Annotated in this window: 11 protein-coding genes and 1 tRNA gene; 5 read left to right on the forward strand and 7 right to left on the reverse strand. The window is 56.4% G+C overall.

Translation table 11 applies throughout. The features are described 5' to 3' along the window. Positions 1–41 precede the first annotated feature (41 nt). From efeO to phoH, 3 genes are all read left to right on the forward strand, one after another. Positions 42–1,163, forward strand: a complete 1,122-nt coding sequence (efeO, locus tag RAC60_RS00115) for an iron uptake system protein EfeO (protein WP_033742027.1) — start codon at positions 42–44, stop codon at positions 1,161–1,163. A 2-nt stretch (positions 1,164–1,165) separates the two neighbouring features. Then, positions 1,166–2,452, forward strand: a complete 1,287-nt coding sequence (gene efeB, locus RAC60_RS00120) for an iron uptake transporter deferrochelatase/peroxidase subunit (RefSeq protein ID WP_375092417.1) — start codon at positions 1,166–1,168, stop codon at positions 2,450–2,452. Between the two features lie 578 nt (positions 2,453–3,030). Further along, the gene (phoH, locus tag RAC60_RS00125) at positions 3,031–3,819 is read left to right on the forward strand and encodes a phosphate starvation-inducible protein PhoH (protein ID WP_006120221.1); all 789 of its coding nucleotides are present in this window, start codon (positions 3,031–3,033) and stop codon (positions 3,817–3,819) included. Between the two features lie 79 nt (positions 3,820–3,898). On the opposite strand, the gene RAC60_RS00130 is transcribed toward phoH, so the two are convergent. The 5 genes from RAC60_RS00130 to ssuD form a co-directional block, all read right to left on the reverse strand. Then, a complete protein-coding gene (locus RAC60_RS00130) occupies positions 3,899–5,101 on the reverse strand; it encodes an acyl-CoA dehydrogenase family protein (protein ID WP_375092418.1) in 1,203 nt (400 codons plus the stop codon). Beyond that, complete coding sequence (locus RAC60_RS00135; protein ID WP_054633624.1) at positions 5,094–6,548, reverse strand: MFS transporter; 1,455 nt, start codon at positions 6,546–6,548, stop codon at positions 5,094–5,096. Before RAC60_RS00135 ends, RAC60_RS00130 begins: the two co-directional genes overlap by 8 nt. A 196-nt stretch (positions 6,549–6,744) precedes the next feature. Beyond that, positions 6,745–8,154 carry an LLM class flavin-dependent oxidoreductase gene (locus RAC60_RS00140; protein ID WP_033742023.1) on the reverse strand — a complete coding sequence of 470 codons (1,410 nt, stop codon included), beginning with the start codon at positions 8,152–8,154 and terminating at the stop codon, positions 6,745–6,747. Positions 8,155–8,225: 71 nt separating this feature from the next. Then, positions 8,226–9,638, reverse strand: a complete 1,413-nt coding sequence (locus RAC60_RS00145; RefSeq protein WP_375092419.1) for an FAD/NAD(P)-binding protein — start codon at positions 9,636–9,638, stop codon at positions 8,226–8,228. A 15-nt stretch (positions 9,639–9,653) separates the two neighbouring features. Next, positions 9,654–10,814 carry an FMNH2-dependent alkanesulfonate monooxygenase gene (gene ssuD, locus RAC60_RS00150; RefSeq protein ID WP_058701489.1) on the reverse strand — a complete coding sequence of 387 codons (1,161 nt, stop codon included), beginning with the start codon at positions 10,812–10,814 and terminating at the stop codon, positions 9,654–9,656. Positions 10,815–11,088: 274 nt separating this feature from the next. On the opposite strand from ssuD, the gene RAC60_RS00155 reads away from it, so the two are divergent. Together RAC60_RS00155 and RAC60_RS00160 are read left to right on the forward strand one after the other, a co-directional pair. After that, a complete protein-coding gene (locus RAC60_RS00155) occupies positions 11,089–12,978 on the forward strand; it encodes an aliphatic sulfonate ABC transporter substrate-binding protein (RefSeq protein ID WP_375092420.1) in 1,890 nt (629 codons plus the stop codon). A 94-nt stretch (positions 12,979–13,072) separates the two neighbouring features. After that, positions 13,073–14,020, forward strand: a complete 948-nt coding sequence (locus RAC60_RS00160) for a sulfonate ABC transporter substrate-binding protein (RefSeq protein WP_205956512.1) — start codon at positions 13,073–13,075, stop codon at positions 14,018–14,020. A gap of 402 nt (positions 14,021–14,422) precedes the next feature. Here RAC60_RS00160 and RAC60_RS00165 read toward each other — a convergent pair. Both RAC60_RS00165 and msrA read right to left on the reverse strand, forming a co-directional pair. After that, a tRNA-Ser gene (locus tag RAC60_RS00165) sits at positions 14,423–14,510 on the reverse strand. A 197-nt stretch (positions 14,511–14,707) separates the two neighbouring features. Next, positions 14,708–15,247, reverse strand: a complete 540-nt coding sequence (msrA, locus tag RAC60_RS00170; protein WP_006120229.1) for a peptide-methionine (S)-S-oxide reductase MsrA — start codon at positions 15,245–15,247, stop codon at positions 14,708–14,710. Positions 15,248–15,258 lie beyond the last annotated feature (11 nt).

The following is a 15,258-nucleotide window of genomic DNA, read 5'->3' on the forward strand; positions in this document are numbered from 1 at the left end:
CCGGCGCGTCAGCCGCGCCTCTGACTGAACAGGGAAAAAATATGATGATGCGTTTTAACCGTAATGCGGTACTGGCTTCTCTGCTGGCGTTTTCTGGCTCTTCACTGGCTGCAGCCATTCCGCAGGTCAGCGTCACTGTGACGGACAAACAGTGTGAGCCCATGTCAGTTACGGTACAGGCCGGTAAAACTCAGTTTCTGATTAAAAATAACAGCCAAAAAGCGCTGGAATGGGAAATTCTCAAAGGCGTGATGGTGGTCGAAGAGCGCGAAAATATTGCGCCGGGCTTTAGCCAGAAACTGACGGCCAACCTGGAAGCCGGGGAATATGACATGACCTGTGGCCTGCTGACGAACCCGAAAGGCAAACTGATCGTGCAGGGCACCGGGAGCAAAAGTGCGCAACAAGGCAAACCCGAACTGATGCAACTGGCGGGCCCCATTAATGCCTATAAAGCCTATGTCACTGAGGAAGTGAGTCAGCTGGTATCCGGCACGCAGGCGTTTACGGATGCGGTGAAAGCCGGTGATGTGGCTAAAGCCAAAGCGTTATTTGCGCCCACCCGTCAGCACTACGAGCGCATTGAGCCGATCGCGGAGCTGTTTTCTGACCTTGATGGTCGTATTGATGCCCGCGAAGATGATTACGAGAAAAAAGCCGACGATCCGAAATTTACCGGCTTCCATCGTCTCGAAAAAGCCCTGTTTGCAGATAACACGACGAAAGACATGGCAGGCTATGCCGACCAGTTAAATCACGATGTGCATGACCTGCAACAACGCGTGAGTGAACTGGCATTTCCTCCGGCGAAAGTGGTGGGCGGAGCCGCCGGGCTGATTGAAGAGGTGGCAGCGACCAAAATCTCTGGCGAAGAGGATCGCTACAGCCGCACGGATCTGTGGGATTTCCGCGCGAATGTGGATGGCGCACAAAAAATTGTCACACTTTTACGTCCGGTACTGCAGCAGGCGAACCCACAGCTTTTAGCAAAAATAGACGCTAACTTCAGTAAAGTGGATGCGATTCTGGATAAATACCGCACGCAGCAAGGTTATGAATCCTATGAAAAACTGACCCAGGCTGACCGCACGGCGCTGAAAGGGCCGATCACCGCTCTGGCTGAAGATCTTTCCCTACTGCGTGGCACACTGGGCCTGAACTAATCATGGACAAGGATCAGGAATTACAGCAGCCCGCGCGGCGGCGTTTATTAAAAGGGCTGGGCATGCTGGGCGGCGCGGCTGCGGTAGGCGCGGGCTGTCCGTTTCATGCCGGGGCTGCTGAGCAGCCCGACAGTTTTGCACCGGGCACGGTTACGCCGAACGCGCGTCAGCAACGACAGCCTTTCTATGGCGTGCATCAGGCGGGCATTATTACCCCACAGCAGGCCGCCATGATGCTGGTGGCGTTTGATGTGCTGACCAGCGACAGGCGTGAGCTGCAGCGGTTGTTTCAACTGCTGACACAGCGCATTGCGTTTTTAACGGCGGGCGGCAAGGCCCCCGCCGTGGTCAACCCACAGCTGCCACCGATGGATTCCGGTATCCTGGGGGCCGAGATTGCCCCCGATAATCTGACCATCACGGTGTCAGTCGGTAACGCGCTGTTTGACGGGCGTTTCGGTCTGGCTGCGCTCAAACCCGCGAAACTGCAGCCGATGACCCGGTTCCCTAATGATTCGCTGGATGCCAGTCAGTGCCATGGCGATCTGCTGTTGCAGATTTGCGCCAATACCCAGGACACGGTGATCCACGCGCTGCGCGATATCATTAAACATACGCCGGATCTGCTGGGCGTGCGCTGGCGGCGGGAAGGCTTTATCTCCGATCATGCCGCGCGCAGCGCGGGCAAAGAAACACCCATTAACTTGCTGGGCTTTAAAGACGGCACGGCAAATCCGGACACGCACAACCACGCCTTGATGGATAAGCTGCTCTGGGTCACCGAGGATCAGCACGAGCCAGCCTGGGCGCGGAATGGCAGCTATCAGGCGGTAAGGTTGATTCGTTTCCACGTGGAAATGTGGGATCGCACACCGTTGGGCGAACAGCAGACCATTTTCGGTCGCGAAAAGCTGAGCGGCGCGCCGCTGGGTATGAAAAATGAACATGACGTTCCCGATTACCGTAACGATCCGGATGGCCAGATAATTGCGCTGGATGCGCATATTCGTCTGGCAAACCCCCGTACGCCCGCCATGGAAAGCAGCCTGATGTTGCGCCGGGGATACAGTTATTCGTCCGGTGTTTCCGCTTCAGGTCAACTGGAGATGGGATTACTCTTCGTCTGCTATCAGCATGATTTGGAATTGGGTTTCCTTACCGTCCAGAACCGCTTAAATGGCGAAGCGCTGGAAGAGTATATACGTCCGTTTGGCGGCGGTTACTTTTTTGTCTTACCCGGCGTGGTGAATGAAAACCATTATTTAGGCCAGTCCTTACTGGAAAGTTGATTAAATTTTAGGCACGGCATTCTGTGTCTGACAGCGCAGCGTGCCGTGTTTTCATATTGCCGTTTTTTCCCCGTACGGCTTTTTTATCGCCCCGTTTAACACGCTTTTTAACGTGACGTAAAATATACTAACCCTCTGTAATAAATACGTAATTTAATTTAAGTAAGGTCTTCGTTAACGGCCGGTTGAATATTTATTTTTCATGAAAGTGAAAATACTGTTGCAAAATACCAATAAGATGGTTCACTTTACTATGAAAGCGTAATCGGGCGTGTTGATGTCTCACACTGGAGTTCGCGCATGGATAGATGTTTTTACAGCCGTTTAGCAGTAAACAATATCGCACTCACCCGTGAGGGACGTTCTTCCTCAACCGCTTTTACATCTCAATGTGTTTTCTCTCTTCAACTTCACTCCTTTTTTACCGGTATACGGTCAGGCTGTTTTGCTGCCGGATATCAATCGTCATGGCCTGTCACGGCTCTAAAGGAAGCCAACTGAAACCTCTAAAGCGTTCACGTAATCGCAACGGGCGTATTGCCTGAAGCGGGAAATGAAACCAACTGTAAGGTGCCACTATGGGAAGACAGAAAGCAGTGATCAAAGCGCGTCGAGAAGCAAGACGAGTGCTTCGTAATGACTCACGCAGTCATCGTCAGCGTGAAGAAGAATCGGTCACTTCGCTGGTGCAAATGGGTGGGCTTGATGCAATTGGCATGGCACGCGATGTGCGTGACCGGGCGCCGATTGAAGCCCGAAATGAAGCTCAGGCGCATTATCTTAACGCCATAGAAACAAAACAGCTTATCTTCGCCACGGGCGAAGCGGGCTGCGGCAAAACCTGGATTAGTGCTGCGAAAGCAGCAGAGGCCCTGATTCATAAGGATATCGACAGGATTATCGTTACGCGCCCGGTGCTACAGGCGGATGAGGATCTGGGATTCCTTCCTGGTGATATCTCAGAGAAATTTGCCCCCTATTTCCGCCCGGTTTACGACATTCTGGTTAAACGTCTTGGCGCATCCTTTATGCAATATTGTCTGCGTCCGGAAATCGGCAAAGTGGAAATTGCGCCTTTTGCCTATATGCGCGGCCGCACCTTTGAAAATGCGGTAGTGATTCTGGACGAAGCGCAGAACGTGACGGCTGCGCAGATGAAAATGTTCCTGACCCGCCTTGGCGAAAATGTCACGGTGATTGTTAACGGCGATATTACCCAGTGCGATTTGCCCGCTGGGGTGCCTTCCGGTCTCGCAGACGCGCTGGCGCGTTTCGAAGAGGACGAGATGGTTGGCATTGTCCGTTTCGGCAAAGAGGATTGTGTGCGTTCCGCGCTGTGTCAGCGCACTCTGCACGCGTACAGCTAGCGTTCGATTGAGTCATGTAGCGACCAAACCCGGCTCCGGCCGGGTTTTTTTGTGTCTCAGATTCGCCGTCTGGCCGCGATCATTCACCGCTGCCGATCTGCCAGATAAAGGTCGGATCGCGCCGGTTCACTTCCCAGTCGCCGACATTTCGGCTCTTGTAGATCACCGGATTGTGGGACGCGATGGTTCGGGCATTGCGCCAGTGCCTGTCCAGCGCGTTTATCACCCGCGTATCTGACGCGCCCAGCGCATTAAATAACTCGCTGGCCGCGCGGGTAATCCATTCTACGGCGACGACCTGCGCTTTGGCGGCCTCCACTTCGGCCTGCACGTTGGCGGCGTGAATCAGGCTTTCTGCTTGTCCTTGTTGGTGCGCATCAAACGCAAGCTGGAGCGACGGCGTGGCCTGCTGCACGGCGGCATCTGTCGCCCAGACCCAACTGCTTATCTGGCCGACAACCTGCAACACCTGCACATCCTGTTTGACCTGGCGGGCATTACCGTGGCTGTAAATGCGTTTTCGTTGTGCAACGCTCCGGGACACATCCCGCACAATAGCGCGACCAATGCCGGCCAGGGTCGCGAGTAAGACATGCTGATAAAAAGCCGTCTGATAGCGAAAGCGTTCACTAAAGTCATACACATGCGCAGGCTCCACGTGCGCCTCGCGAAAGCGCGTAGTGCCGCTACCGGTCAGGCGTTGCCCAAACCCATCCCAGTCATCGTCCCGCTCAACGCTGTCCTGATGAGTGCTCACCACCGCAATCACGTCGCGCTGGTTATCGGTGCGCTTAGCGTACACATCAATCCAGTCGGCATAGAGTGTGCCGGTGCTGTAAAACTTTTCGCCCGTCAGTTGCCAACCGTGCCCGGTAGGGGAAACGGTGGTATTCACGTCTCCCAGCCTGACGCTGCCCGTTTCACTCCAGCCACTGCCGACGATGTCGCCATCAACAAAGCGGCGAAACCAGCGTTGACGGCCTTCGCTGTCAGGCTGATTGAGGCGATCCTCGACAAAGGCCATATGGGCACGCAGAGCCTGAGGCAGATTGGAATCCGCTTCTGCCAGCTCGGTGAGCAAACGAAAAAGCTGCGGCAGCGAGGCTCCCAGGCCGCCATTAGCCGTTGGGATACGCAGCGTGCCAAAGCCCGTCGCCTTAAGCCAGTTTATCGGCTCATGCAACAGTGTCCGGTCGCGTTCGCGTGCAGCGGCCCCGTCGGCGATGCGGGCAAAAACAGGACGAAAGCGTTCTGCCAGACGGGTATAATCAGGTTCAGACATGGTGTTCTCCTTGGGCTGACGGGTCATCAATATCGTGGCGCGTCGGTTCAAAGCGCACCACAAGCAGGAAAATGATGGGGATGAGAGCGGCCAGTGACACGATCCAGAACAGGTTGGTGCCATAAGCCGCCTGCAATATCGGCAGAATGAACAGTGCCAGTGCGCTTCCTGCACCAGAGATCGAACGGCTAAATCCGACGCCGGTGGCGCGAATAGATGTGGGATAGGCGAGGGCGGGATAGATCATTAACTGCGCACCGGGTCCGAACCCTTCGGCAAACAGCCACACTCCCAGCAGCAGAATGGCAAAGACCACACCGTAAGTGGCTTCAGGATGCCCGATCAAGGCCAGTGAAATCAGGGCGATAAACTGTAGCGCAAACCCTGCGATGGCCACATGACGAGAGGGAAATTTCCAGGCCAGTCGCATGCCCAGCAGGCCGCCGGTAAATGCGAACAGCGCATTAAGTCCCAGTGAGGCGGCAATGGTTTCGAACACGCCCGCGCCCAGAAACTGCGCCAGAATCGAGGGGAGGAAAAATGCGATAGCCGTATATTCAAAAGCGATACAGGCGTTCATCACCGCTGCCACGATAGTGCGTTCGCGATATGGCTTCTGGAACAGCACGCGGAAACTGACCGCCGGTGCGACAGGCTCGATGGCAGGGGACTTATCTTCATGTGCCTGGATGCCATAGGACTCACGCAGAATACGGACCGCACCGCGTAAATCTCCCTGATTAGCCGCCCATAAAGGCGATTCGTTCATAAACTTGCTGCGCACGGCAATAATCAGCAGGGCAGGCACGGCACCAAACAACAGCGATGCCCGCCACAGCCAGTCAATGTGCTGGGCTGGCAACAGGAAGTAGAGGGCGAAGATGATGAAAAAGCAGACCGACGAGGCGGCATACCACATCGGGCACCAGGCCGCCAGTCGCGCAGCTTTGTTGCCTTTACCCGAAAACTTCGAGAATTCGGCCAGATAGGCCATGGCCACAGGCAAATCCATTCCTACACCAATGCCCATCAAAAAGCGCGCCCCGATCAGTACCCAGACATTCGGAGCCAGACCGGCAGCGAGGGCAGAAACGACGAAAAAAAGCATGTCTGCCATAAACACCGAATAGCGACCGTATTTATCGGTCAGCCAGCCGCCAGCCAGGTTGCCCACAATGGTGCCGATCATAATGGAGGAGGTGACCAGCCCGGTTAAGGTTGGCGTTAAGCTAAACGTCTTAACGACATCATCGATGCCGTAGGACAGCGTCGTGAGGTCATAGGCATCCAGAAAAACGCCGCCCAGCGCCAGAAACACGATCCAGCGCGCATAGCTGTTTTTGTCACTTTGCGTATTGATCAGTCGGGCCACATCGTTGACGGAGCGAACCGGTGTGGAAGGCGGCGAGGGAATCGCCACATCATCATCGATATTGAGAGTGCTCATGTTATCCTCGTTATTGTCTGTACAGGTGCTGCCTTTATAAGCAGTGCATACGCAGTAAACAAACAAGAAAAAGTGATAAGGAATGCTTTAATTTCAATAAGTTATTTTTTATTCTCAGGCATGAAAAAGACCGGAAACGTGGGCACGCTTCCGGTATGGGTTGGGTGAATCAGGCTAACGAAGCCGTCTCGTTATGTTATGAGGCTTCAGCAGGGACGATCAGGCCCGCTGACGAGGGCGTGCGTCGGTAGCTGGCACCAGGATGAGGATGAGTAAGGCGATCGCCCAGCCCAAAAAGCTTCTCCCGTAACGTGCCGGGCTGGTAATCCTGCTTATATACGCCGCGTTTTTGCAGTTCCGGCACCAGCAGGTTCACGACGTCAGCAAAGGTTTCATGGGTAACGGCATAAGCCAGATTAAAACCGTCAACGTCTGTTTCCTCCACCCAGCTCTGTAGTTCATCTGCCACGGTTTCGGTGCTGCCCACCAGCAACGGCCCAAAGCCGCCAATGCCTACCCAGTCGGCCATGTTTTGCACCGTCCATTCACGCTGCGGATCGGCGGTCGAGAAGCTCTCTACAACAGACTGAATCGCATCGGTATGAAGATGTTTAAACACCTGATCGGGTTGATACTGACTAAAGTCAATGCCGGTCCAGCCGGAAATCAGGGCAAGGGCACCTTCGTGGCTGACATAACGTTTGTAATCCTGCCATTTGGCCTGGGCCAGCTTATCGGTCTCGCCCACGATCACGGTTTGCATATTGAAAATGAGAATGCTGCGCGGATCGCGTCCGGCCTCCTCTGCGCGCCGACGAATATCGGCTACGGTTTTCCTGAGCAGTACCTTAGACGGCGCGGCAACAAACACGCACTCGGCATGTTGCGCGGCAAAAGCTTTACCGCGGCTGGAGGCACCCGCCTGATATAACACCGGCGTGCGCTGTGGTGACGGCTCACACAGGTGAATGCCCGGCACCTGGAAAAAGGTGCCCTGATGGTTGATCGGATGGACTTTGTTCGGATCGCTGAAGATATGGCGCTCCCGGTCGCGGATAACGGCGTCGTCTTCCCAGCTGCCTTCCAGCAGTTTATAAACCACCTGCAAATACTCATCTGCATAATCGTAACGGGCATCATGACGGGTTTGCGTGGCCTGGCCCAGATTGCGTGCGCCGCTTTCCAGATAGGAGGTGACGATGTTCCAGCCAATCCGCCCTTTGGTAAGATGGTCCAGCGTCGACATCCTGCGCGCAAACGGATAAGGATGTTCAAACGAAAGTGAGGCGGTCAGGCCGAAACCGAGATGCTGAGTGACCATCGCCATTGGGGTGATCAGCGCCAGCGGATCGTTAACCGGCACCTGAGAGGCACTGCGAAGGGCGGCATCATTGTTGCCGTTAAAGACATCATAAATGCCCAGTACATCGGCGATAAACAGGCCGTCAAATTTACCGCGCTCCAGCAGCACGGCTAAGTCTGTCCAGTATTCCAGGTCTTTGTACTGCCAGGAGCGATCGCGCGGATGCGCCCACAGGCCGGGTGACTGGTGACCCACGCAATTCATATCAAAGGCATTTAAGCGGATTTCACGTTGTTTAGGCATAGCAGGCTCCTGAGCGGATGCGGCACGCCGGTGCCGCCCACTTTTTAGGGGGATAATAAACAGGTAAGTGATTAGTCAGTCAGTGAAAGGGGACATCGCTCGTTTAGCGTAGCGGTTGTGAGATTTAGCAGTTGACGGGCAACCGCTTCCGCATGCATTGCCACCTGCGGCAGGCCCATCAGTTCACCAAACCGACCGCGTGCCGCGGGACCGACCACATACAGATGGGAATTGCTGTGGCCCTGTGCCGTTCGCGTCTGCGACAGGGCATTGACATCAATGCCAAGCGCTAAAGGATCGGGCCGGATGACGCCGTCATCACACAACTGGCGTAGCAGGGCATCATGTTGTACCAGTTTCCCGTGCGCCGGGCCGGTGGTCACGATCACCTTATCCACCTCCCGCGTCACGACTTCGCCCGAGCGAGTTTGCAGATGCAGCCGTACCGCAGAATGGCTGGACTCTGCCGCCGTCAGCCGCGCCGCCATCACCTGCAACGATCCGTTTTCCTGCCGCGCGTTCAGCACCTGGCCTGCCTGTGGCGCAATGCGGTAGCGGTGCACATCCCACCACGGCCGCAGATGGCGCAGAAAGCGCCGTTGCTCATTCAGTGGCAGGCTCTGCCAGAGGGTCTGGCCCTGCCGACGAACCTCATCAAAGACGACCTGCCACGGCAGCCCGCGCGCCGCCGCCTGACGCATGTCCTGGCGGATGCGCCGTAACCAGCAGCGCACACCCGCTGGCCTGGCAAGGTGCCCTTCAAGCGACCAGCTGAGGTCATGCTGACTGATATTGGGCCGGGGAAGTTGTCCACGGCGTGAAAACACGGTGACAGGGCCGCGGTGCCCCTGGCGATCCAGCGTGGCCACCATATCCGCCATCGTTAAACCGCTGCCCACAATGGCGATGCGCTCCTCCGGACCGACAGAGGCGAGGGCGTTCTCCTGCCAGGGATCGGCGATGATGGCGGGATGGTCAGCCAGTGCGGTTAACGCGCCAGGCAACGACGGCGCGGGATGACTGACGGCCAGGACCACAATGTCGGCGGCAAGGTGTTTGCCGGCGGCGGTGCTGACCGTGCCGTCCCGGAAAGCCACAGCGCGATCCTGCAGATGCGCCAGAACGACAGGCGACTCACGTTGTGCCGCCTCGAACTGTGCATTGACCCAACGGGCAAACTGCCTGCGCTGAGGATAGACATGACCATCGTGCCAGCGCGCGGCGGGATCGCTGACATATGCATCAGAGGCGCGATACCAGCGATCAAAGCTGCCTTCTTCCTCTCCCGCCAGCTGCATGCGTGACGCGGGTACATTAAGGCGGTGAGCCGGATCGGCCGTCGAGTAGGCAACGCCCTGCGCCAGCTGCGACCGGGGTTCGATGAGCGTGACACGCAGTCTGGTCTGGCCCAGACGACCCAGATGCACGGCCAGCGCTGTCCCGCTAAATCCACCGCCCACGATGACAATATGCTGCTCTGACATAAACCGCCTCATTTGTTAGCTGGCACTGGCGCTTTTTTCGGGACGACGATCGCCACCGATAGTTTCACCAAAGGGACCTGTATTCACGCTGCGCTGTGCTTTCCCGGCGTGCGTCGACAGCGGCAGCAGTGGCATCAGTAACTCGGCTACCCGGTGCGCTTCTTCCAGATGCGGATAGCCCGACAGAATAAAGTTATCAATGCCCAGCGCCTGGTATTCCCGAATCCGCGCTGCCACCTGCTGAGGGTTGCCGACCAGTGCAGTGCCCGCGCCGCCGCGCACCAGTCCGACGCCTGCCCATAAATTGGGGCCGATGCGTAAGCCTTCGCGTGAACCGCCGTGCAGTGCACTCATGCGCGCCTGGCCCGTCGAATCCATACGGGCAAAGATCTTCTGAGCGGATGCGATGGTTTCATCATCCAGATGAGCTATCAGTTTATCGGCTGCTGCCCAGGCTTCCTCTTCGGTTTCACGCACAATAACGTGCAGTCGAATGCCGTAGGACAACGCCCGGCCACGTTCCTGCGCCCGCTGGCGCACAACGTCCAGTTTGGCGGCAACCTGCTCAACGGGTTCGCCCCAGGTGAGATAAGTATCGACCTGACTGGCGGCCACGTCGACCGCATCGTCTGACGAACCACCAAAGTAGAGCGGTGGACCGTCGGCCTGCACAGGCGGAAACAGAATTTCAGCGCCCTCCACACGAATATGTTCACCGTGGAAGTCCACTTTCTCGCCTTTCAGCAAACGGGAATAGACCTCCAGGAACTCCCGCGTGACCTGATAGCGTTCGGCATGACTCAGGAAAATACCGTCGCCTTTATTTTCCACCGGATCGCCACCCGTCACCACATTGATCAGTAAGCGCCCGTCTGACAGACGGTCCAGCGTTGCCGCCATGCGCGCCGCCAGGCTCGGCGGCTGCAACCCCGGCCTGACCGCCACCAGATAACGCAGCTGTTTAGTGATGGGGGCCAGAGCCGCCGCCACCAGCCAGGAATCTTCACAACTTTTACCCGTGGGGATCAGTACGCCGTAGAAACCCAGATTGTCTGCCGCCAGGGCGACCTGTTGCAGATAGGGCAGATCGACCGCTCTTCCGCCCTGGGTGGTCCCCAGATAACGTCCGTCACCGTGGGTGGGTAAAAACCAGAACAGATTAATGTTTTCAGACATTAGCAGATTCCTTTATAACGATATTTGAAATTGGCAAATGAAAAGCAATCTTTCAGTTATAAAGCCATTAGCAGAATACGTGCCAACTGTGTCTGGTCATTTTTTCCTTTGAATTTATAGCGTTATGATTTCAGCTTTCAGGTACGCGCTGTTGCAAATGCAGCAGGCGTTGAACTTCAGTGCTGCATTTGCAGCACAGGGGCTCAGCCCGTGGCTCGTTTCCCTTCACGCTTAGCGTTATCGTGAGCGCTCAGTCACTTTGCAGGTATTCGCTATGGAACACGCTGGTCCCGATTTAATTGACCCGGCTTCTCTGGCCTTCAAAAGTATCCTGGATCGCCTGGCACCCACGGATGCCACGGTGTTAATCATTGGCGAAACCGGCACCGGTAAAGAGGTGATGGCGCGCTATCTGCATCACCACAGCCCGCGCCGCCGCGCGCCCTTTGTCGCCGTGAACTGCGGCGCACTGACGGAAAGTCTTGCCGAGTCAGAACTGTTTGGGCATGAGAAGGGCGCGTTTACCGGTGCCACGGAACGTCATCGTGGCTGGTTCGAGGCGGCGCAGGGCGGCACGCTGCTGCTGGATGAGATCGGTGAACTCAGTTTGCCGCTCCAGGTAAAACTGTTGCGCGTATTGCAGGAGAGAGAGATTACCCGGGTAGGTTCATCTCAGGCGATAAAGGTAAATGTTCGGGTGCTTGCCGCCACGAACCGCGACCTGACCGGTGCGATTGCCGAACGGCGCTTCCGCGAGGATCTCTATTACCGGCTGAATGTGGCCAGCGTGGCGCTGCCGCCTCTGCGCGAGCGCCGTGAGGATATACCGGTGCTGGCCGCGTATTTTCTGCAACACTATGCGCGCCGACTGGGCCGACCTCAGTTGCGTCTGAGTGAGGAGGCGATCGCGACGTTAAGCCGGTACGCCTGGCCGGGCAATATTCGGGAGCTGGAAAACACATTACATAATGCTGTTCTGCTCAGCCAGGAAACACTCATTGGCCCCGGGCATCTGCGTCTGGGCCACGTGACTGAGGCTGAACCGGTGCCTGAACAGGATGTGATTGATCAGTTTATCCGGCAGCAACTACAGCACAGTGAAACGCCCCTGTATCCCAGAATTATTGAATCCTTAGTGCGCAATGCCTATGCGCTGAGTCAGGGAAATCAGCTCCAGGCGGCAGCGCTGTTGGGGATCAGCCGTCACAGCCTGCGCACCCATCTGGGCCATTGCGGCATCATTAAGCCGCGCCGCAGCAGCGTCATCGCGCCATCGCGTGCTTTGACAGACTCTGTGGTGCAGGAGCGCGAGTTGCGTATTGGCTACCAGAAGTTCGGCAATCTTGGCATTCTCAAAGCCCGTCAGCATCTTGAGCAGCAGTTGGTGGGCCAGAATGTCCGCGTGTTGTGGAGTGAATTTCCTGCGGGGCCACAGTTGCTGCATGCTCTGCGCGATCAGGAAATTGACTTTGGTACGACAGGCGAAGTTCCGCCCCTGTTTGCCCAGGCCGATCAGGGCACCATGGTCTATGTGGCCTGGGAACCGCCTGCGCCGCAAAGTGTTGCCCTGATGGTCGCCAGACACAGCGCCATCACGACGATTGCCGATCTCAAAGGCAAGCGCATTGCGGTGAATAAAGGTTCTAACGTCCATTTTTTGCTGCTGCAGATCCTCGATGAAGCAGGCCTGACGCTGGACGACGTGCGTATTGTGTATGCCCCACCGAAATATCCGTTAACCGCCAGCGACCTGAATGCGGTCGATGCCTGGATGATGTGGGACCCTTTACTGAGTGAGGCCGAACGTGGCGATCAACTGCGCGTCATTGCCGATGGCGTGGGCCGGGTCAGCAACCATCAGTTCTATCTGGCGGATCGCCAGTTTGCTACGCATTCACCCGATTTACTGCGCCTGTTGATGACCGCGCTGGAGCAGACTGGCCAGTATATCGATGCCCATCCGGCCGAGGCTGCCGGGTTACTGGCAAAGGAGTTGGGCATGTCCGACAGCGCATTACGTCAGGCGCTGGCGCGGCGTAGTCATCGCACTCAGGCGATGAACTTAGCGATTATTCGCGAGCAGCAGAGAATCGCCGATCGTTTCTATGCGCTCGGTCTGTTTCCCCGCGCCATCAACGTCCGGGACAGAGTCTGGCCGCAATGACGTTTTATGGCTAAGGACAGAACTTATACGCATTAAGCCCTCAGGCACGGATTTGTTATGTTGCGCTGACAACACCTTCGTTCAGGACAGAAAAATGAGAAAAATAGTGATAAGCGCACTGATTGCGCTCGCTCAACTTGGCACCTTCGTGACAGCACAGGCGGAAGACAAACCCCAGGTCGTGAATATCGGTTTCCAGAAAGCGAATATTTTTGCGCTGCTGAAATACCGTGGCACGCTCGACAGCGAATTTAAAAAGCAGGGCATTGATGTGCGCTGGGTGGAGTTCCCGGCAGGCCCGCAGATGCTGGAAGGGCTTAACGTAGGCAGTATCGATTTGGCGGCCACCGGCGATGCGCCTCCTGTTTTCGCGCAGGCGGCACAGGCCGATCTGGTCTACCTTGGCCACTCGCCGGCCAACCCGCAGACCGAGGCCATTGTGGTGCCGGCCGACTCCTCGATCAAAAGTGTCAAGGATCTGAAAGGCAAGCGCGTGGCGCTGAACAAAGGATCGGATGTTAATTATCTGCTGGTGACTGCGCTGGAGCAGGCGGGGCTGACCTATAAAGATATTACGCCGGTTTATCTTCCGCCTGCCGATGCCCGGGCCGCCTTCCAGCGCGGTGCTGTCGACGCCTGGGTTATCTGGGATCCGTATCTGGCCGAAGTCGAAACCACGGCCCATGCGCGCCTGCTGAAAAATGCCGAAGGCTTAGTGCCGCATTACACCTTTTTCCTGGCCAGCCGCAAATTTGCTGATGGTCATCCCGAGACGGCGAAACAGGTGCTGAACGCGCTGAGTCAGCTGAGCACCTGGGCAAACAGTCATCAGGCTGACGCCGCAAAAATCCTTTCCGGCTCCACGGGGTTGCCTGTACCCATCTGGCAGCGCGCGCTGGCCCGCATGCCGTTTGGGGCGGAACGTATGACGCCCAACGTGTTTAACGAACAGCAGGCGCTGGCCGATAAATTTACCCAGATCGGTCTGTTGCCGGTGAAGGTGAATGTCAGCAGCGCGACGTGGGCACGGGATAAGCAGTAACGCGTGAGCGCGAGTGCTTTAAGGGCCTGCGGGTGAACCAGCAGGCCTTTTTTATTGGGTGCGACAGAGGACGATAAAGAGGGATTCACTCGCTGCGCTCGCCCTTCGGGTGGCCTGGCGGCCCTGCAAAACGGCGTTGCCGTTTTGTCGCCCCCCGGTCGGGGGTTCTCATCCCCCTCTCAGGAGAACAGGCAAAAAAAAAGTCCAGAGGTTAGTCTGGACTCTTCTTTGAATGTGGCGGTGAGAGGGGGATTCACTCGCTGCGCTCGCCCTTCGGGTGGCCTGGCGGCCATGCAAAACGGCGTTGCCGTTTTGTCGCCCCCGGTCGGGGGTTCTCATCCCCCTCTCAGGAGAACAGGCAAAAAAAAAGTCCAGAGATTAGTCTGGACTCTTCTTTGAATGTGGCGGTGAGAGGGGGATTCGAACCCCCGATACGTTGCCGTATACACACTTTCCAGGCGTGCTCCTTCAGCCACTCGGACACCTCACCGCAAATTGTTGCTGACCGCGCTGGGTCAACGGGGCGCTACTATAGGGAGTCGACCTGAAACGGTCAAGCACTATTTTTTTCTTTTTTTCTATTCGCTTAAGCTCTGAACGAATCGCGTTAAGGCTGCGCAAAATCGGGTTTTTTAATCACAAAACGCCCGTTTTTACGCAGTGTAAAGTCCGCTCAGCGGCAGGCGGTTACTGGGCGGTTTTAACCCGACTGGCAAAACTCTTACGCAGCTTTTGCAGTTTAGGGGGAATCACCGCCATGCAATAGCCGTTTCGCTGGCCGGCACCTTCCCAGTAGTCCTGATGATAACCTTCTGCCGGATACCAGGCCTTTAATGGCTCAATGGTTGTGACAATCGGTTTATCATGATCCTGCTGAGCGCGTGCAATCGCGGCACGGGCTTCAGCTTCCTGCTCGGGTGTTTCGGGGAAAATGGCGGAGCGATACTGAGTGCCGATGTCGTTGCCCTGGCGATTAAGCTGTGTTGGATCATGCGTGGCAAAGCTGATGTCCAGCAAATCACCATAGCTGACCTTCTCAGGATCAAAGCCAATGCGAATGGCTTCTGCATGACCGGTGGCGCCACTGCAGACCTGCTCATAGGTCGGATTAGGGCGCTCGCCGCCGGTGTAACCGCTTTCGACTGACTCAACGCCAATCACGTCTTTAAAAACCGCTTCTGTACACCAGAAACAGCCGCCTGCGATTACTGCATATTCGATTGCCATAAATGTTACTC

Source organism: Pantoea sp. BR_17 (assembly GCF_041955125.1).
GTDB lineage: Bacteria > Pseudomonadota > Gammaproteobacteria > Enterobacterales > Enterobacteriaceae > Pantoea > Pantoea stewartii.